This window comes from Pseudomonas sp. RG1 (genome assembly GCF_025910115.1).
Classification (GTDB): Bacteria; Pseudomonadota; Gammaproteobacteria; order Pseudomonadales; family Pseudomonadaceae; genus Aquipseudomonas; species Aquipseudomonas atacamensis.
Genome location: NZ_JAPCIK010000019.1, coordinates 226,496 through 245,798 on the forward strand (window position 1 = coordinate 226,496; position 19,303 = coordinate 245,798).

General features: G+C 56.0%; 18 protein-coding genes. 12 read left to right on the forward strand and 6 right to left on the reverse strand.

The features are described 5' to 3' along the window. The 3 genes from OK411_RS12535 to OK411_RS12545 all read left to right on the forward strand — a co-directional run bounded on the left by OK411_RS12535 (position 1) and on the right by OK411_RS12545 (position 3,840). On the forward strand, positions 1-1,470 hold the full coding sequence (locus tag OK411_RS12535) for a hypothetical protein (RefSeq protein ID WP_264365003.1): 1,470 nt from the start codon (positions 1-3) through the stop codon (positions 1,468-1,470). A gap of 216 nt (positions 1,471-1,686) precedes the next feature. Next, positions 1,687-2,646, forward strand: coding sequence for a DUF6602 domain-containing protein (locus OK411_RS12540; RefSeq protein ID WP_264365004.1), 960 nt, complete (start codon positions 1,687-1,689; stop codon positions 2,644-2,646). A gap of 288 nt (positions 2,647-2,934) precedes the next feature. Continuing rightward, positions 2,935-3,840: a DUF6216 family protein gene (locus OK411_RS12545; protein ID WP_264365005.1), complete on the forward strand. Its 906-nt coding sequence runs from the start codon at positions 2,935-2,937 to the stop codon at positions 3,838-3,840. Positions 3,841-3,983: 143 nt separating this feature from the next. Here OK411_RS12545 and OK411_RS12550 read toward each other — a convergent pair whose 3' ends face one another. After that, complete coding sequence (locus tag OK411_RS12550) at positions 3,984-4,496, reverse strand: nuclear transport factor 2 family protein (RefSeq protein WP_264365006.1); 513 nt, start codon at positions 4,494-4,496, stop codon at positions 3,984-3,986. Positions 4,497-4,675: 179 nt separating this feature from the next. Between OK411_RS12550 and OK411_RS12555 the strand changes: the two genes are divergently transcribed. Next, a complete protein-coding gene (locus tag OK411_RS12555) occupies positions 4,676-5,650 on the forward strand; it encodes an AraC family transcriptional regulator (RefSeq protein ID WP_319636909.1) in 975 nt (324 codons plus the stop codon). Positions 5,651-5,719: 69 nt separating this feature from the next. Here OK411_RS12555 and OK411_RS12560 read toward each other — a convergent pair whose 3' ends face one another. Then, the gene (locus OK411_RS12560) at positions 5,720-6,391 is read right to left on the reverse strand and encodes a hypothetical protein (protein ID WP_038860152.1); all 672 of its coding nucleotides are present in this window, start codon (positions 6,389-6,391) and stop codon (positions 5,720-5,722) included. A 12-nt stretch (positions 6,392-6,403) separates the two neighbouring features. Then, positions 6,404-7,141 carry a HupE/UreJ family protein gene (locus OK411_RS12565; RefSeq protein ID WP_264365007.1) on the reverse strand — a complete coding sequence of 246 codons (738 nt, stop codon included), beginning with the start codon at positions 7,139-7,141 and terminating at the stop codon, positions 6,404-6,406. A 513-nt stretch (positions 7,142-7,654) separates the two neighbouring features. Between OK411_RS12565 and OK411_RS12570 the strand changes: the two genes are divergently transcribed. From OK411_RS12570 to OK411_RS12580, 3 genes are read left to right on the forward strand one after another with little or no spacing between them, the layout of a single operon-like run. Further along, complete coding sequence (locus OK411_RS12570) at positions 7,655-7,960, forward strand: metal-sensing transcriptional repressor (protein ID WP_264365008.1); 306 nt, start codon at positions 7,655-7,657, stop codon at positions 7,958-7,960. A 7-nt stretch (positions 7,961-7,967) separates the two neighbouring features. Next, the gene (locus tag OK411_RS12575) at positions 7,968-9,104 is read left to right on the forward strand and encodes a nickel/cobalt efflux protein RcnA (RefSeq protein WP_264365009.1); all 1,137 of its coding nucleotides are present in this window, start codon (positions 7,968-7,970) and stop codon (positions 9,102-9,104) included. A gap of 5 nt (positions 9,105-9,109) precedes the next feature. After that, positions 9,110-9,184 carry a YHYH domain-containing protein gene (locus OK411_RS12580; protein ID WP_240995604.1) on the forward strand — a complete coding sequence of 25 codons (75 nt, stop codon included), beginning with the start codon at positions 9,110-9,112 and terminating at the stop codon, positions 9,182-9,184. 85 nt (positions 9,185-9,269) lie between these two features. Here OK411_RS12580 and OK411_RS12585 read toward each other — a convergent pair whose 3' ends face one another. Continuing rightward, positions 9,270-9,632 (reverse strand): DUF6124 family protein, encoded by a 363-nt coding sequence (locus OK411_RS12585; protein ID WP_039758848.1) that lies wholly within the window; start codon positions 9,630-9,632, stop codon positions 9,270-9,272. 543 nt (positions 9,633-10,175) lie between these two features. On the opposite strand from OK411_RS12585, the gene OK411_RS12590 reads away from it, so the two are divergent. The 4 genes from OK411_RS12590 to OK411_RS12605 all read left to right on the forward strand — a co-directional run bounded on the left by OK411_RS12590 (position 10,176) and on the right by OK411_RS12605 (position 16,749). Beyond that, on the forward strand, positions 10,176-11,498 hold the full coding sequence (locus OK411_RS12590; protein WP_264365010.1) for an APC family permease: 1,323 nt from the start codon (positions 10,176-10,178) through the stop codon (positions 11,496-11,498). A 134-nt stretch (positions 11,499-11,632) separates the two neighbouring features. After that, positions 11,633-12,259 carry a TetR/AcrR family transcriptional regulator gene (locus OK411_RS12595; RefSeq protein ID WP_160768953.1) on the forward strand — a complete coding sequence of 209 codons (627 nt, stop codon included), beginning with the start codon at positions 11,633-11,635 and terminating at the stop codon, positions 12,257-12,259. A gap of 324 nt (positions 12,260-12,583) precedes the next feature. Continuing rightward, entirely contained in the window at positions 12,584-13,693 is a 1,110-nt protein-coding gene (locus OK411_RS12600; RefSeq protein WP_264365011.1) for an efflux RND transporter periplasmic adaptor subunit, read from the forward strand. Further along, complete coding sequence (locus OK411_RS12605; RefSeq protein ID WP_264365012.1) at positions 13,690-16,749, forward strand: efflux RND transporter permease subunit; 3,060 nt, start codon at positions 13,690-13,692, stop codon at positions 16,747-16,749. The genes OK411_RS12600 and OK411_RS12605 overlap by 4 nt, the downstream gene beginning before the upstream one ends. Here the strand turns inward: OK411_RS12605 and OK411_RS12610 are convergent. Both OK411_RS12610 and OK411_RS12615 read right to left on the reverse strand, forming a co-directional pair. Next, positions 16,727-17,662 (reverse strand): NADP-dependent oxidoreductase, encoded by a 936-nt coding sequence (locus tag OK411_RS12610; protein ID WP_051600431.1) that lies wholly within the window; start codon positions 17,660-17,662, stop codon positions 16,727-16,729. The genes OK411_RS12605 and OK411_RS12610 overlap by 23 nt on opposite strands. Positions 17,663-17,722: 60 nt before the next feature. Next, positions 17,723-18,154, reverse strand: a complete 432-nt coding sequence (locus tag OK411_RS12615; RefSeq protein WP_264365013.1) for a DoxX family protein — start codon at positions 18,152-18,154, stop codon at positions 17,723-17,725. 295 nt (positions 18,155-18,449) lie between these two features. On the opposite strand from OK411_RS12615, the gene OK411_RS12620 reads away from it, so the two are divergent. Further along, entirely contained in the window at positions 18,450-19,283 is an 834-nt protein-coding gene (locus OK411_RS12620; RefSeq protein ID WP_264365014.1) for an oxidoreductase, read from the forward strand. The last annotated feature ends 20 nt before the right edge of the window (positions 19,284-19,303 follow it).

Genomic DNA, 19,303 nt, shown 5'->3' on the forward strand with positions numbered 1-19,303 from the left:
ATGGCTGTTGATCTGGGGGTGGTATCTGGACTCATAGTCCGATTACAGCGCGAAGCTGATATCTCTTATAGTGAGAATTCGTTCGGAGCTAACTACTCTGGTCTTCTTAGTGTGACTTCTCGCGAGGTTTTAAGCGAGTTGTCTAAGTTGATTTGTGAGCATGCTATACCGAGCATACGCTTACAGGTCGATGGGCAAGATGAGGCTTGGGATGAGGTGGATTTTTCTGATCCGCGTATGCTGGATTGGGTTGTATCTATAACTGATAAGGCTGCTTTGCTTCGAGATTCCTTAGCGATTAACGTTGATATAGATGGTTTGTTGTTTTTTGATAAAGTCTATTTCTTAGAAACTTGGCTTCCGAAAGTTTCTGGTTTGCTAGGCGGTGATCTACACCAGAGTCTTAAGTCTGAAAGGCCACTTAAAATATTTTTATGTGGTTTCGAAGATGCATTTGGCGGACCTAGAATTGCAATAGTTCCGACAAATAAATATGACCAAGCTTTGCCCGTCGAGTGGATGATGTCAACGAAGCTTCCAAATCTGGAGAGGCTTCTTAAGTCAGTTCATTTTGTTACCGGAAACGCCGTTATGGTGTCCCCTGAGCGTTTTTTATTTAATTGGGGGCGTATTGATAATGCTATTGCAGCCTACTTCAACAAGGCTTGTGTTGTTTATGCCATGATCTCATTGGTTCAAGAGTTTTATGATTGGGATAAGGTTGTCTTGAAGGGGCGTAGAAAGCTCGAGCTTAGTGTCTGTGATAACGTATTGCAGGAGTTTTCGAAGCGGGATACTGATGCGGTTATTGCATGTGTTGAGTGGTGCTATGCAGAGAGCGATGAAGAAACTAGAACCTTACTTGTTGTTGATAGGCTGACTCTTGATTTAAAGGATGATCAGGCGTTAACTGGCGCGGTTCGCCTTGTATTTGCTGCGTTTGCAGAGGCAAGGTCTAGGTATAAATATGTAGTTTTGGATAGGAAAAAAGATTACACGAAAGAACTGTCTGATATACAAAAGGACTTGTCTGGCGTGGTGGATAAATATGTTGCTGCAAGTCATCAATTTACTGGGAGCTTGCTTACGGATGTGTTGGCTCTAGCATTTGTGCTCACTGCTGGAGTCGTGTCGCGTAGATTTATTGCTGAAGACGCGCTGAAGAGCCCGGAAGCAGTAGTTCTGTTCAAGTCGTTTTCAATTTATTTAGCTGTGGCTGTTATTTTGAGATTCTGGGGGGCGATTTCTGTCAGTCTAATCTCTACAAAATTATTTACAGATTGGAAGGATATCGTTAGATCGCATATGTCGGCGGAAGAGCTTCAGAAAATCGTTGATAATTCTTTGTTTTCGGTAAAATTGAATTTTTGGATTACCTGTGTTGTTGTATTTGTTATTTATGTAGTTATGGCGATATCCTGTTGGAATGTTGAGCTGACATTGAATTTGTTTGGGGTGCTTGGCCGATAGTCGAAAACGTATTTGTAGATCTCATGTTTCTCCGACGTCTACAAGAAGTCTCTGAAATTAATACTTTCAGACTTTATTGTTTGCTAGTTGTACCTGGGAAGTGTGCGCGGGTTTCACCTGCAGCGTTTTGGATCTGAGAATTTGTGATGGGCGATTTTTTGCTCATTGGTGTCTCCTTAACATTATCCCTACTTGCCACTCACCGAGAAGGTACTTATGGCTCAAAAAACTCACGACCTTCATGATTTTATGCGCCAGATAAGCGTTGAGATGTCGGCAGAGTATGATCGCATCCAGAAGCGAGCTACCGAAGATCCAGGTACTGCGGGAGATCAGGGTGAGGAAAACTGGGCAGAGCTTCTTAGAGACTGGCTTCCGCGGAGCTACGAAGTGGTCACAAAAGGCCGAATCATAAGCCAAGAGGGTGAGACAAGCCCTCAGATTGATGTACTTGTATTAAAAAGCTCATATCCGAAAAAGATGCTTAACAAAAAACTTTATTTAGCCGCTGGAGTAGCGGCAGCATTTGAGTGCAAGACAACTCTCAAGTCGTCTCACATTACTGACGCTATAAATACATGCGTTAAAATCAAAAGCTTCTATCGAAGTCGTACCGGTACGCCATATAAAGAGCTACATTCCCCTATAATTTATGGGTTATTAGCGCACTCCCACTCTTGGAAAAAAGAAAATTCGACCCCGTTAGAGAACATACAGAAGAATCTATATGATTCGGATGCTGTGTCTGTACACCATCCGAGGCAAAAACTAGACATATTATGCGTCGCTGATCTCGCAACGTGGACGTCGTCAGCAATGACATTCATTGGCCCTCACCAGATTCCTGACTGGGCATCAATGATCCAGAGTTACGGCGTACATGGCTCTGCTACAAGCGCATATGTAGGCCATGCATATTCACATGAACAGCAGGTCGAACAATTCACCCCTATAGGGGTAATTATCTCATATCTGTCCCAAAAGCTGGCCTGGGAAGATCCCGCATTTCGCGATCTGGCTGACTATTACCGATTAACTAACATAGCTGGGTCTGGAAGGGGGCAAATGAGGAAGTGGCCGGCTTCCATATATTCTGATGAGATTCGTTCTCGCGTCGAGAGTGGTATGCTATCGAACGGTAAACCATGGGACGAATGGAGTATATACTTTGCATAAGATGGCTAACACCTAATTCAAAGCGTTAATGAATCGCCCCGACCTCTTTAGATGCATTCAAGTTTCATAGAAGCGCTGCTAACCTGCGTAATAGTCCGCTTCTGGCCAATTTCTGCCCTCCGTGGGGGCCAGAAATCGGCCAAAAGCGGTCACTGAACGGTTAAGGGCTTAGTCGATTTTCTTGGCTCTCGTACATATTCCCAATAACAGCTCATGACGGACAGTCGCATGCTATGGAATCCAATAAGCTAGACTGGTCGGATGAGTTCAATTGTGATGGAGGTTTAAATGGCGGATTCTGATACTCAAGTACAACTGCTCGATAATGTTGTAGGCAGCCTGAAAGATATAAATCCTTGGATCACCACTGCAATTATATGCTTGTTGATTGTATGGGCTATTGCGCGCGCTCGATCCGCGCATTTTCTCTACGACAGGGTTTGGAGGATGGTCGGTGGTGGGGGAATACAAAATCCCACACTAAAGGCATACTGGGATGATGTCCGCGATGTTGAGGGTTTCAGATTTCGAACAGGAATAAACTTTCCTTCAATGGAGGTTTTGCTGGCTACAGCGAAGTGGACAAAAGATCATAATATTAATATCAAAGATTTGTCTTTTGCACGAGGTTGGATTCGCGATTTGCCATGGGTTTTTGGAGCGCCACCAATCAGGATGATAAGGAGCGTAGTTATAGCTCTATTGATTCCATTTGGCGTACTAGCAACCGGGACCGCTTACATGCTGGGAAGTGAAAGCGTACTTCTGACTATAAAAGAATCGAAAGTGATTTTCTGGACTGACGGTTTGACGGCGACAAATTTTTTCTTTGAAACGCATGTTTCTGATTTTTCTGTAACTCAAAGCAACTGTTCAACAACCCCTCTTGAAGGGTTGACCCAAGAAGATGTAAAGGTCATTTGCGAAACATTGTCCCCAGACAACTTCAAAGAAATCAAAAAATCGTTGACTGAACAGCGGATTATTGCTGGATATTTTTTAGCGGTCTTGACGTACATTTCATTCATTCTCCTACGATCTCTTGCTCAGGCACAGATGGCGATAAAACTCCGTAAATATCCCATACCGAATTTTGGAGCAAGCGAGCCACAAGATGGATTGATATCTAGCATCCAGCCCGTACCGAGTGAGCCATCTACTTTCCAAAGGGAATCGACAGCCGCTTCTGACTAACTGATAGGTGGTATCCAACCGGCGCAGGCCTCCAATCTAATCGTCCGCTTTTGGCCGAAAGCGGACATTCGACGGCATACCCACCTGCTGAAGATCTTGCAGCTCTCGCGAGCAGATCCTCCAGTCGATCCTGGCGGGCTTATCTATTCAACATCGCCCGCTTTAACCGGAATTCGTCTGATAACGTCGTCATAAGGCACCAGGTCGAGAAAGGCAGTGACCTCAACTGCCTGCAGATTTCGCATGCGCATGATCCATACGTAGCTGTTGCGATAAGGCGCGCCGTCGGCTGCGGTGGCGGTGCCGTCCCAGTGCACGACGACGTCATCGCCCTCAGCCCAGATATCCGTCACCGTCGGGCGAACGGGCGAGGCGAGCCGTTTTGCGAAGGGTTGGACTGCGCGTTTCAGGAAGTCGTCTCGGCCCCGATAAGTACCTGCCGAAGGGCTCGTCCCCTTGATTGTCCAGATCACATCGGGAGCCAGGACATCTGTGAAGAACGTCCGGCCGCCCTGAGCCCACTGGTTGAACGCTTGCGCAATGAATTGGCGGTTGCGTTCCGTAGTCGGTTCGCTGGCCACGGCGGGCGCCGGCCCTGCAATGAGTGTGGTGAAGACTAATGCTAGCGCTGTAGAGAGGCGGTGAACAAACGTCATTTCCTGTGCTCCTTAATCTGTCCCGAGTTGGATGGGCCGTTGTTGTTATCTGTAAGCCGCTAGTTGCGTTCCCTCACGCCGTTGCTCTATATGGGGCTTTGGCAAAGAATCGGCGCGGGTTTGGCCGGCAGTACCTCTGGGCTTCATCTGAAGTGTGACTTATGAGCGGAGGAGGGCTGTTGCAGGATCGTCCTGATTTCTTGCTTGATCATCCGATACCAGTTGTTAAACCGCCGCATGCCCTCGTTATGGAGTTGCGTTTGAATTCCCTTTCAAAGCTTGTCGATATCGTTGGTCGTCACGTCCGGGATGACGGCATTCACAGCACCGCGATTCCGGGTGTCAGCCTGATTCGTTCGGCTTCGCCCACGATGCCTATGCCGGTGGTGTACGAGCCAACACTCTGCCTTGTCGCTCAGGGACGTAAACAAGCGATGCTGGGTACTACCGTCTATGTTTACGATCCGGCCAAGTACCTGATTGCATCGGTAGACCTTCCGGTGATGGGCTCGGTCATCGAGGCGAGTCAGGCTGTTCCCTATCTGTGCCTGGCGCTGGATCTCGATACCACTGTGTTGAGTGAACTTGCGTTGCGCCATCCGCTAAGAGAAGAGAGCGTCAGTGCACCGCCGGCAGGCATTACGCTCAACGATACGACTCCAGAACTGCTGGATGCTGCGGTTCGGCTGGCCGGGCTGCTCGACAGGCCACGGGATATCGAAGCGCTCGCTCCGCTGGTGATTCGCGAAATGCTTTATCGCCTTCTCACCGAGAATGGCAACAGCATCATCAGGCAGATGGCACAAGCAGACAGCCGCTTGAACCAGATCGCCAAGGCTATTGCCTGGCTGCGCAGCCACTACAACGAAGCGTGTCGGATAGATGAACTCGTCGAAATCGCCGGCATGAGTCGTTCCTCGTTTCATACGCATTTCAAGGCGATCACCTCGATGAGCCCGCTGGAATTTCGCAACCAGTTGCGGCTACAGGAAGCACGTCGGCTGATGGTCACCGAAGCGGTCGATGCCGCAGAGGCGGGATATGCAGTCGGTTACGAAAGTCCCTCGCAGTTCAGTCGGGACTACGCCCGCTTGTTCGGTATGCCGCCGGCGAAGGACGCCTGGCGGCAGCGCACGGACATTTGTGGGATTTGAATCCAGCACTTTTCTTCGCGCAGAAAAAACGAGGCCGCATTTGCGGCCTCGTTTTCCATATGTTCCGGACTACTGTTTGACGCTCAGGTAATCGCCGGTCGTATTCAGCGAGATGGTCACGTCCTTGTTGCTGCGGTTACGCCAGAACCAGCCATGGGTGCCGTCGAATAACGCGGTGAATTCGCCTTTATTGCTTTTGACCTGCTTGCCCTTGTTATAGCTGTGGAAGTAACCCTTTTCACCGTTATAGGGCTCGCCGTGCGTGTCGTAGTTCACAAGGCCACCGACCGCCGTCCATTCGTAGCTGACAGTCTTGCCCTTCAGCATTTCCAGTTTGATTTCCGTACCTTCGCCAGGTTTGAGCGTTACGCTCATCTGATTGGTTTTCAGCGCCGTGGCGGGCGCGGTTACTGGCTTGGTAACAGGCTTCTCAATGGGTTGGACTTGTGCAACTTGCTGCGCTGGAGCTGGAGCAGAAGTTGGAGTCGGAGCTGGAGCTGGAGCGGTTGCTTGAGGCGTAGCGGCTTCCGCCAACGCTTCTTGAGCAAGGATGAGTTTCAGCTCGCCCATCTGGGTCAGCCCCAGTGTTCTACCTACACCTGTCGGATCAATGGCGTATTCAGACGGCATGACAACGGTCACCAAAAGGCCGGTAGCAACCAGTATCGCGATGACGGTCGAGCGCAGCAGTCTGCGGGTGCTGGGCAGTTCATTAACAGTTGGAAGCGGAGTATTGAACATGGTCAGAATTCCTTAGGCGGAGACAAACAGGCCGGTGATCTGGTAACCGATCAAGAGGAAACCGGCACTCATCATGGCGACGTTGGCGGTATACGCGTGGCGCCAGAAACTAACGGTGCGCCGCCAATACCCCATCAAAATGAGAATCGCGCTGAGGGCCAGCAATTGGCCGATCTCGACACCAACGTTGAAGGCGATCAGGTTCGGAATCAGGCCGTCTGGTGAGATCTCGTATTCCTGAATCTTGGTCGCCAAACCAAAACCGTGGAGCAGGCCGAAGATCAGCGTGGCCACTTTGGTATTGGGTTGGTAACCGAACCAGCGCTGGAATGCGCCGAGGTTATCGAGGGCTTTGTACACCACCGAAAAGCCGATAATGGCGTCGATGATGTAGGAGCTGATGCTGATCTCGGCCAGCACGCCAAGCAGCAGCGTGACCGAGTGGCCTACGGCGAACAGCGTGACGTAAAGGCCAACATCCTTCAGGCGGTAGAGGAAGAAGATCACCCCGAACAGAAACAGCAGGTGGTCGTAGCCGGTCATCATGTGCTTGGCGCCCATGTAGATGAAGGGCAGCAACATGACACCTGAGCTTTCCTGGATGAAACCTTTGTCGCCTTCCGCAACAGCGTGAGCCATCGCCTCGGGTGTTCCGAGTAAAAGTGCAGCGACAAGTAAAAACAACAGCAGTAGCGGGCGGTGCGAAGGCGCAGTAAATACGCCTGTGCCGCTCATCGAGTGCGAATGCATGGGTCAGTCCTACGTTGCAATGATCGTGGGCCGCATTGCGGCCGTGGTCAGGATGCGAACGAAGGGCGAGGTGGACGCTCGATCAAAAATATCGGCGGCAGAGGAACCGAGTGTCGAAGTGCATCGACCCGGATCGATGGCATCGGCGTTGTCGCCAACATCAACGCGGCTGTGAGTTGCGGCGTTTCGTGCTGATGATCAGGGGTCAATGGCGAGTGATAGTGTTCTGAAAAGCTTGAGTGACTGGATGACAACTCTTCGCCGTGAGCATGATGGACGTCCTGAGCGATCTCCCAGGCTGGCTGCCCCGAAGTGACTGACAACGAATAGATATGCCCGGCCCAGGCCATGAACATGGCGAGAGCAAGCGCGATTACTACCGTCGTTGTCAGTGTTTTGCTGAACATGGCGTTAAAGGTTTCAACTCGTTGACAGGGCGTTCAAGCGATTTGCCTAATCCCCCCTGGGGGGATACGATGCCAGCGTAATTCATCGAGCCCTGAGACTCAACTCATGAGTGAACACGAACACGAACACGGCCACAGCCATCCCCACACCCACCAAAGTCATGAGGCGATCATCAAACGCCTCAAACGGGCGGACGGGCATTTGCGCGGCATCATCACCATGATCGAAGAAGGGCGTCAGTGCGTGGATATCGCCCAGCAGCTTCATGCGGTTGAGAAAGCGATCTGCCAGGCCAAACGAACACTTATTCAGGATCACATCGACCACTGCCTCGAAGATACCGTTTCGGCGCTAGGCAATGGCGAGCGCGCACCGCTGGAAGCCTTCAAACAAATCACCAAGTACCTTTAGGTCTGACATGCCCGATTTCGCTGAACTGTTGCAGCAAGGCGGGGCTCACGCCTGGCTGTATTTCCCGAGCGCGATTCTGCTCGGTGCCTTGCATGGCCTGGAGCCCGGTCATTCGAAAACCATGATGGCGGCCTTCATCGTGGCCATCCGTGGCTCGGTCAAACAGGCTGTTTTGTTGGGGTTGGCCGCAACGCTTTCGCACACCGCCGTGGTGTGGCTGGTCGCCATCGGCGGCATGTACCTGGGCAAAGGTCTGGACGCTGAAACCACTGAGCCGTATTTCCAGCTTGCTTCCTCTGCACTGATCATCGCGATTGCCCTGTGGATGCTGTGGCGTACCTGGCGCGGTGAGCAGATGTTCAAGTTCGAGCAAAGCGATGATCACCATCACGGCGAACACGACCATGGTCATCATGATGAAACGCACCGAATAGATACCGGCCATGGTCGTATTGAACTGTCGATCTTCGAGGAAGGCATGCCACCGCACTGGCGCCTGAAGACCTTGAGCGGACACGCCTGGGCAGCCTCGGATGTTCGCCTGACCACGACGCGTCCGGACGGCAGCAGCCAATCGTTCGCGTTCGTCGAGCGTGAAGGCTTTCTGCAGTCGACGGTGGATATTCCGGAACCGCACGAGTTCGGCGCTCGCTTGAGCCTTGGACACGCCGGGCATTCGCATGATTACGACCTGACATTCCAGGAGCATGGTCACGGGCATGCGCATTCCGAATTGGAAGGCCTGGAGCTGTCGATTGATGGCTATCAGGATGCGCACGAACGTGCTCATGCCAACGACATCCGTAAACGCTTCACCAACCGCGAAGTGACCACGGGTCAGATCGTCATGTTCGGGCTGACTGGCGGCCTGATTCCCTGTCCGGCTGCCATCACTGTCCTGTTGCTGTGCCTGCAAGTCAAAGAGGTCGCGCTCGGCGGCATGCTCGTCCTGTGTTTCAGCATCGGCCTGGCGCTGACTCTGGTCACTGTCGGTGCCGCTGCGGCCATCGGTGCCAGACAGGCTTCCAATCGCTGGCCGTGGCTGGGAACCGTGGCGCGCCGCGCTCCTTACCTGTCCAGCGTGCTGATCATTGGCGTTGGCCTGTATGTCGGCTTTCATGGCTGGATTGGCCTGAGCGCATAAGGCCCATTACGCACAGCGGTGGCACTGATTCAAAGGGTTGCCATCGCAACCATAAGACCAACGACTACCACTGCCACTGATGAGCAAAAAAGCCCAGCGCAAGGCTGGGCTATCGAGGCGCGAGCGATGAGAGCGAGGCATTAGCGAACGCCTGCATCCGCAGGATTACTCGACCGGCACGACGTTATCCAACGCCTGATTAACCGCCAGCTCGCCGAGCATCACTACCTGCGCGATACCTTGCAGTGTCTTGCGCGCAGATCCTTCAACCATCCCGATCACATCACTCAGCATTACCGAGGCAGAGCCTAGCGATTCGCTGGCGTTGACCAGCAGTTCTTCGGTGGCGATTTTCGGGTTGGCGAGGAACATGCTGCTGGTCTGGTAGGGCGTGGTTTTGAGGGTGTCGGTGGGTTTGAGGTAGTGGTCGAGGGCGCGGTCGGCGGCTTCGTGGAGTTTTTTTGAGTCGAGGGATTCGTAGGGGGAGGTTGCGTCTGACTGTGGCGGGTTGGGCGTTACTTTGAACATAGATGAAACTCCAGGGTGAAAAGTGGAGCCATCACTTTCGCTACCAAACGAGGGTGGTGGCCAAACGCAGGTTGGTAGACCGGTCACCTGGAAACCCGGCGCGTCCTGAGACGCCCTACGCATGGCCACCATAAACAGCGGACGAAGCCGTCCGTGCAAATGACTTGCGATGCGACAGGTAAGCCGGGCTACCAAACCCGATCACTGTTTTTCAGTGACCGGCCAACGATAGAACCCCGGCCCGAGGCGCACAAGCCGGCGGATTCTGGCGTAGTCGTAGGCAATGGCGCAAGGCGTTGTAGCTTGCTGGAATAGTCTGGATGTCGGTTTTAAACGAGGTGTTTAGGGAATTGGTTTTGGCTGAGGTTTTGTGTTGATCGGGCTGGCTTCTTCGCGAGCAGGCTCGCTCCCACAGGTGTCGAGTTGGCAATGTTTATAGCGTCGTGCCGACAAGCCCCATCACACATTTTGAACTTTGCTTTCGGCGCCATTTCCATTGTTTGAGGTGACAACCCTCCAGCTCCTCCACACCTGAACCAAGGAATGACCGTGACGGCTCCCACTCATAAACCTGCTCTGCGCCGGGCAATCACTTTCCCGATGCTGTTTCTGTTTATTCTCGGCGATGTACTCGGCGCGGGTGTTTACGCACTCGCCGGAACGATCGCGGGGGAGGTGGGCGGCGCGATTTGGGTGCCGCTGCTGATCGCATTGTTCTTCGCCATGTTGACGGCAGGTTCCTACGCGGAGTTGGTGACCAAATATCCCCACGCCGGCGCGGCTTCGGTGTTCGCGGAAAAGGCCTTCAAGTCGCCGCTCATTTCCTTCCTGGTCGGTTTCTGCATGCTGGCGGCTGCGGTCACCAGCGCTGCGGGTTTGTCGCTGGCGTTTGCCGGTGATTACCTCAACGCCTTTGTCGACGTATCGCCGCAGATTGCAGCGCTGGTGTTTCTCCTGGCGATCGGCCTGCTCAACGCGCGGGGGATCAAGGAGTCGCTTGGGGCGAATCTGGTGATGACCGTGATTGAACTGTCCGGGTTAATTCTGGTGATCGTGGCTGCGGTCTGGTATTTCCGCACAGGCGATGCGGATCTGGGGCGGACGCTCACGTTCAAACCGGGCGTCAGTCCCATGCTGGCGGTGCTGGGGGCGGCGTTGTTGGCTTTCTATTCCTTCGTAGGCTTCGAAACTTCGGCCAATCTGGCCGAGGAAATCAAAGACGTGCGCAAGGTCTACCCGCGCGCCTTGTTCGCCGCTTTGCTCACCGCTGGGGTGGTTTACATGGCAGTGGGCGTGGCGGCTTCTTCGGTGTTGCCTACCGAGAAGTTGGTGGCCACGTCGGCGCCTTTGCTCGAAGTTGTCCGCGCATCGACCCTCGACATCCCACCGGCGCTGTTCTCTTTTATCGCGCTGATCGCTGTGGCCAACGGTGCGCTGTTAACCATGATCATGGCCAGCCGACTGACCTATGGCATGGCGAATCTGGGGCTGTTGCCGGGTGTTTTGGGTGCGGTGCTGCCTGAACGAAAAACTCCGTGGGCTGCCATTGTCGCAACGACCTTGGTCGCTATTGCCCTGACACTTACAGGGACGCTGGCAACGCTGGCAGAGACGGTGGTCTTGCTGTTGCTGTTCGTTTTTCTAAGTACCAATGTGGCGGTGCTGGTACTTCGGCGGGACAGGGTAGAGGAGGATCACTTTCGCGTGCCGACCTTCGTTCCGGTGCTTGCGATCGTTTCGTGTCTGGTGCTGCTCAGTCAGCAGGGGTGGGAAACGTGGTTGCGCGCGGGGGCGTTGATCATTGTCGGGATGTTGCTGCACGGCTTTTCTCGTATCAATTTTTCCGCGATCAGTAAGGCCGGGTAGTGCAGCAGCTTGGGGAATTGGTGTTGTTTGGGCGGGCGTATTCGCGAGCAGGCTCGCTCCCACAGTGGATGGGTGGTGGTTTTCAGAATAAGTCACACGTTGTCAGTCGGCGGGCGGGTGAGTAAGCTGCCGACATGAATCAGTCCTCAGTTTCCCCATCCTTCCCCGGCCCGCGTGGTCCCGTCGATCACGACATTCGTGATCAGATTGTCGCGGCGGCCAACGAGCATTTCAGCCAGTACGGCTACGCCAAGACCACGGTGTCCGATCTGGCCAAGGCCATCGGTTTCTCCAAGGCGTACATCTACAAATTCTTCGATTCCAAACAGGCGATTGGCGAAGCGATCTGCGCGAACTGTCTGGGGCAGATCGTTGCGGCGGTCGAGCAGGCGATCGACGAAGAAAACCTGACCCCTACCGAGCGTTTCCGTCGTTTGGTGAAAACCGTGATCGCTACGGGCGTGAACCTGTTCTTCAACGATCGCAAACTCTATGACATTGCCGCGTTTGCAGCGGGTGAGAACTGGCCAAGTGCGCAGCGTTACGATGCGCAGATCAAGCGCTTTATCACCGACATTGTCCGCGATGGTCGCGAGGCCGGTGAGTTCGAGCGCAGGACGCCGCTGGACGAGACGGTCGAATCGATTCACCTGGCGCTGCGGCCCTTCGTCAATCCACTGATGCTGCAACACAATCTGGATTTCATCGAAGTGGCGCCCACGCTGACTTCGAACCTCATCCTGCGCAGCTTGATGCCTTGACCCTCTGCTGATCCGAATACTCGGATCAGTCGCCCCAACCCCATCCTGTTCCTGACGCAACGACATTTCCGCTGTTCTGATCGTGACTCTTGGCTGGTATGGTCACTGGGGCAACATGGCCGCCGCAGTTTGGTTATTTCAGTGCTGCGTACCAGGGTTCGTACAGCGCGAAATACAAGAACAGCGCCAGCGGGCTCGGTACTTCTGTCAGCTATCGCTTCTGATTCAGCGCTGAACATCGGGCCGGTGACTCTGTGACTGTTGACGATATTGGTCACAAGACTGAGAATATGATGATCATCCTATTTTCAGTGAAGGAATTCCATGCGCCGGCTCCGACCTTTTCCCCTCGCGGTATGTTTGTTGCCCTTGGTCCTGACGGCGTGCGGGGATTCCTCCAGCGCAAAAGATCCACGTACCTTGGCGCCGATTGTCAGATCGGCAACGGTGCAACCGGCAGAAAATGGGTCTCGATCATTCACCGGCGTCGTCGCTGCGCGCACCCAGGGCGATCTGGGCTTTCGCGTTTCGGGCAAGGTGCTCGAGCGTCTGGTTGATACCGGGCAGACGGTCAAGCGCGGCCAGCCACTGATGCGCCTCGACCCGATCGACCTCGGCCTGCAGGCGCGAGCCCAGCAAGAAGCGGTGAGCGCCGCTCGCGCCCGAGCCATACAGACTGCCGGTGACGAAGCGCGCAATCGCAAACTCGTCGCCGCCGGCGCTATTTCGGCATCGGCCTACGATCAGTTCAAAGCCGCAGCCGACACCGCCAGGGCGCAGCTCAATGCCGCTGTGGCGCAAGCGGACGTAGCGCGCAACGCCTCGGGCTACGCGGTTTTGCTGGCGGACGCTGATGGCGTGGTGGTGGAAACCCTCGCCGAACCCGGGCAAGTCGTCAGCCCGGGACAACCGGTGGTGCGACTGGCGCGGGCCGGTCAGCGGGAGGCCATCGTCCATCTGCCCGAGACCTTGCGCCCCGCGCCGGGCTCAACCGCTCAGGCAAAACTGTATGGCGATACGTCGGCTGCCGTGAGCGCAAAACTGCGTCTGCTTTCCGATTCGGCCGACAGTACCACTCGTACGTTTGAGGCGCGCTATGTGCTCGAAGGCAAACTGGCCAATGCCCCGATCGGTTCGACAGTCACCCTTGATATCGCCCAAGGTTCTGTACCAAAACAGGTGCTTAAGGTGCCCGTCGCCGCGATCTACGACCCGGGCAAAGGCCCCGGCGTGTGGGTCATCGCCGGCACTCCGGCGAAAGTGAGCTGGCGCCCGGTCGAGGTGCTGGGCTTGAGCGATGATTCGGCCCGTGTCGCTGGCCGGCTCAACGTCGGTGAGCCGATTGTCGCGCTGGGCGCGCATCTGCTGCGCGATGGCGAAGAAGTGCGCTTGCTTGCCCGCGACGATGGCCAGATTGCCGGGGGTCGTCCATGAGCGAGGGCCGGTTCAACCTTTCTGCTATCGCCGTGCGCCAACGTGCGATCACGGTGTTTCTGATTTTTCTGATCGCCGTTGCCGGCGTCCTTTCGTTCTTCAAATTGGGCCGGGCGGAAGATCCGCCGTTCACGGTCAAGCAGCTAACAGTGATTACCGCGTGGCCGGGGGCGACCGCGCAAGAGATGCAGGATCAGGTCGCCGAACCCCTCGAAAAACGCTTGCAGGAACTGAAGTGGTACGACCGCTCGGAAACCTACACGCGACCGGGACTGGCATTCACCATGGTTTCGTTGCTCGACAGCACACCGCCGTCGCAAGTGCAGGATGAGTTCTACCAGGCACGGAAAAAGCTCGACGACGAAGCAATCAGGCTGCCGGCGGGTGTCATCGGGCCGATGGTCAACGACGAGTTCTCCGACGTGACCTTCGCGCTGTTCGCCTTGAAAGCCAAGGGCGAGCCGCAGCGCTTGTTGGTGCGCGACGCGGAAACTTTACGCCAGCGCCTGTTGCATGTGCCGGGGGTGAAGAAGGTCAACATCATCGGCGAGCAGGCCGAGCGGATATTCGTCTCGTTTTCCCATGATCGCTTGGCGACGCTGGGCTTGTCGCCACAGGACATCTTCGCCGCGCTGAACAATCAAAACGTGCTGACCCCCGCCGGATCGGTCGAAACCAAAGGGCCAGAGGTGTTTTTGCGCGTCGATGGCGCGTTCGACACGTTGCAAAAAATCCGGGACACGCCGGTGGTGGCGCAGGGGCGGACACTCAAACTGTCTGACGTGGCCACGGTCGAGCGCGGCTACGAAGACCCGGCAACTTTCCTGGTGCGCAGCAACGGCGAAGAAGCGTTATTGCTCGGCGTGATCATGCGCGAGGGCTGGAACGGTCTCGATCTGGGCAAGGCGCTGGATGCCGAGACAGTCAGGATCAACGGGGAAATGCCGTTGGGCATGACGCTGTCGAAAGTCACCGATCAGGCGGTGAATATCGACTCGGCGGTCGGCGAGTTCATGGTCAAGTTCTTTGTCGCGCTGCTGGTGGTCATGCTGGTGTGCTTTCTCAGCATGGGCTGGCGCGTCGGCGTGGTCGTCGCAGCGGCGGTGCCGTTGACCCTGGCGATCGTGTTTGTGGTGATGGCGGCGACCGGCAAGAACTTTGACCGGATCACCCTCGGCTCGCTGATTCTGGCGCTCGGGCTGCTGGTCGATGACGCGATCATCGCCATTGAAATGATGGTGGTGAAGATGGAGGAGGGCTACGACCGCATCAAGGCCTCCGCTTATGCCTGGAGCCACACGGCAGCGCCAATGCTGGCCGGTACGCTGGTGACGGCGATTGGCTTTCTGCCCAACGGATTCGCGCAATCAACGGCGGGCGAATACACCAGCAATATGTTCTGGATTGTCGGCATCGCGCTCATTGCGTCGTGGGTCGTCGCCGTGGCTTTCACGCCGTACCTGGGCGTGAAGCTGTTGCCGGACATCAAGAAAGTCGAAGGCGGGCACGCGGCAATCTACGACACGCCGCGCTATAACCGTTTCCGGCGTGTTCTGGCGTGGGTGATCACGCGCAAATGGCTGGTGGCCGGTGCGGTGGTCGCGCTGTTTGCCGTTGCGATTCCAGGCATGGGGCTGGTGAAGAAGCAGTTCTTTCCGACCTCTGACCGCCCCGAAGTGATGATCGAAGTGCAGATGCCCTACGGCACGTCCATCGAGCAGACCAGTGCCGCGGCGGCCAAGGTCGAAGCCTGGCTGCATCAGCAGGAAGAGGCCAAAATCGTCACCGCCTATATCGGTCAGGGTGCACCACGGTTTTTCCTGGCGATGGCGCCGGAGTTGCCGGACCCATCGTTCGCCAAAATCGTTGTGCTGACCGACAGCCAAAACGCCCGTGAAACTCTGAAGTTGCGTTTGCGCGAAGCGGTCGCCGAAGGGCTTGCTCCAGAGGCGCGGGTTCGGGCGACGCAAATTGTCTTCGGCCCGTATTCGCCATTTCCGGTGGCCTATCGGGTGATGGGGCCTGATCCGGCGAAATTGCGCGACATCGCCGAGCAGGTCAGGGCGGTGATGCAGAACAGCCCGATGATGAGAACCGTCAACACTGACTGGGGGCCGCTGACGCCGACGTTGCATTTCAACCTGGATCAGGACCGCTTGCAGGCGGTGGGGCTTACGTCCAGCGCAGTCGCCCAGCAGTTGCAGTTTCTGCTCAGCGGGGTGCCGATCACGGCGGTGCGCGAGGACATCCGTTCCGTGCAGGTCGTTGGCCGTGCGGCGGGCAATATCCGCCTGGACCCGGCACAGATCGAAGGCTTCACCCTGGTCGGTGCGGCGGGGCAGCGCATCCCGCTGTCGCAGATCGGCCAGGTCGAAGTGCGCATGGAAGACCCGATCCTGCGCCGCCGCGATCGCACGCCGACCATCACCGTCCGTGGCGACATCGCCGAAGGTTTGCAGCCACCTGACGTTTCCGGCGCAATCATCCAGCAGTTGCAGCCGATCATCGAAAACCTGCCTTCCGGCTACCGGATTGAACAGGCGGGCGCCATCGAAGAATCCGGCAAGGCCGGCAAAGCGATTCTGCCGTTGCTGCCGATCATGATCGCCATGACGCTGCTCATCATCATCGTCCAGGTACGCTCGATCTCAGCGATGATCATGGTCTTCCTCACCTCGCCGTTAGGCTTGATCGGTGTGGTGCCGACGCTGCTGATATTCAACCAGCCATTCGGCATCAATGCGCTGGTCGGGCTGATTGCGCTGTCCGGGATTCTAATGCGCAACACGCTGATTCTGATCGGGCAGATCCATCACAACGAGCAGGAAGGGTTGGCGCCGTTCCATGCCGTGGTTGAAGCGACAGTGCAACGGGCGCGGCCAGTGTTGTTGACCGCGCTGGCGGCGATTCTCGCGTTCATTCCGCTGACCCACTCGGTGTTCTGGGGCACGCTGGCGTACACGCTGATCGGCGGCACGTTTGTTGGCACCATCATCACGCTGGTGTTTCTGCCGGCGATGTATGCGATCTGGTTCAGGATTCGGCCTGAGCGCTGACATCGAGCACGATTTTTCCCCGGGTGTGTCCGGCCCAGCTTTGTTTAACCGCGTCGACAACTCCTGTCAGCGGTACCACTTGAGCCTCAAGGCTGAGCTTGCCGGATGTGAACAGCGCGGCAATCTCGGCCAATTGGCTGCCATCGGAGCGGGTGGCGAAATTTTTGCCACTCACACCGTGCTCGCTTGCCTTCTGTGCAGAGGGTGCGCTTACGGGGGAAACCAGAACGCCCCCGCGCTTGATCACACTCCATGAGCGGTTCTGAGTTTCGCCGCCGACCAGATCAATGACCGCATCGAGGTCAGCAACGCTGTCTTCGAATTTAGCCGTGGTGTAGTCAATCACCTCATCGGCGCCAAGTGAACGCAGATAGTCGTGGTTCTTCGCAGAGCTGGTCGCGATCACATAAGCACCGGCAAGGCGGGCGAGCTGGATTGCGAAGCTGCCCACGCCACCTGAGCCGCCGTGAATGAGGACTTTTTGACCTGCCTGAATTCCGGCGTGTTCATGCAAAGCTTGCCAAGCGGTCAGCGCTGCCGCCGGCACGCCGCCGGCTTCTTGCAACGATAGTGTTGTCGGCGTGTGGGCCAGACGATCTGGCGTTGAGAGGGCCTGGGTCGCATATCCGCCGGTAATCCCGATAAACCCGAACACCTTGTCGCCAACGACAAAGTCTCTGACATTCCTGCCCACCGCGGCGACTGTGCCTGAGACTTCCACGCCAGGCGTGTAGGGCAGTGGCAGAGGAATGAATTGCTGCATGGCACCGGAGAGGATTTTCCAATCGATTGGATTGATCCCACTACCGGCAACATTGATTAACACCTGATCGTCATTGGGTTTCAGATCCGCAAGTTCTTTGAGCTCCAGCGCTTCTGCCTGGCCGTACTGCGCGACTTGGATCGCTTTCATGATTCTCTCCGTTGTGATGGTCAAGGCTCGTCGGAAGAAATGGACGCGCCGGCGATTCGATTAGTGGCCACGTGCGTCGAGGCTGAAACGCCCTGCGCCGAAAGAAACGATCTGCAAGAGCCCACCGGCCATGGCGATATTCTTGAAGAAGTGAATGAACTGATTCTGGTCCGCCAGGGCGTTATGGAAAATCAGTGCGGTCAGTACGCTGAAAATCGCCAACAGCGCTGCGGTGGTACGTGTGCGATAACCGGCGATCAACGCTACGCCGCCGAGAACCTCGACAGCAATCGCTACGCCCAACGCCAGTGCGGGAAAAGGCAACCCGACAGAGCCGATGTAGCCAATCATCATGGCCGGTGCCGCGATTTTCGACAGGCCCGAAAGAATGAAGATCGCGCTCAGAAGAATCCGCCCGATCAAGGAAACGCTGCTGTTGAGGTTGGAAGACGTTGAAGCAGTGACGCTGGAAATTGTGGCTGCGTGGGACATGACGTGGATTCCGCTGATTTCAGCGCTTCACCATGAAGCGCCGTTGTGGAGCAGATGATGTCACCGCGCAGCTTTGCGCAATAGCCGACAAGTTTCGATGATCAGGTTCGAAAAAATAGAAATGCAGCAGATATCGAACGGGACCTTCCTCTGTGGTTAGCGACGTGTGTTGGTGAGCAGAATCAGGCAAATGTCGCGGACTAATCGGATAACAGCGGCGGGGCGGATTCGGTACGTTGGTCTCGAACGCGGTTCAGCCGAATCCTGAACCGCCGCTATCAAGAGGAGTACTGCAATGAACGAGACTAAGGTTTGGTTGGTTACAGGCTGTTCCACCGGGTTCGGTCGCCACATCGCCACGGCGCTGCTGAATGAGGGTGAGCGTGTGGTGGTCACGGCGCGCAACACACAGCAGATCGAGGATCTGGCCGCCCTCGGCGACGCTTTGATTCTGCCTTTGGACGTGACCGATCCGGCGCAGGCGATGCAGGTCGTACAGGCGGCCGAGCATCGCTTCGGGCGCGTGGACGTGCTGATCAATAACGCCGGCGTTGGCTATTTCTCATCGGTAGAAGACAGCGACGATGAAGCTGTTCGGCGGATGTTCGAGGTCAACTACTTCGGCACGGCCCATATGATTCGCGCGGTACTGCCAGGCATGCGCAAGCGGCGCACCGGCATGATCGTCAACCTCACATCGGTAGGCGGTCTGGTCGGGTTCGAAGCGGTCGGCCATTACTGCGCGACGAAGTTCGCCGTGGAGGGTCTGTCGGAAAGTCTGCGCGCCGAAGTTGCGCCACTGGGTATCGGCGTGATGACCGTTCAGCCCAGCGCCTTCAGAACCCAATGGGCGGGGTCTTCGGGCGCCGCGCAAACGGTGGCCGAGGATTACCAGGCAACCGCCGGCGCTGCGATGCGCGCATACCAGCAATCTGTTGGCAATCAAGCTGGCGACCCAGCCAGGGCGGCAGCGGCAATCTACGCCGCAGTTACCTGCGCAGCGCCGCCGGCGCGCCTGCTGTTGGGCAATGAAGCCTATGAGGCAGCGCAGGCGAAGCTTGCCGCCATGGGCCGCGAGTTCAGCGCATGGGAGTCTACCGCCCGTGGCACGGACTTCCCGACGGCCTGACAGGCGAAGCCCGCACTGAT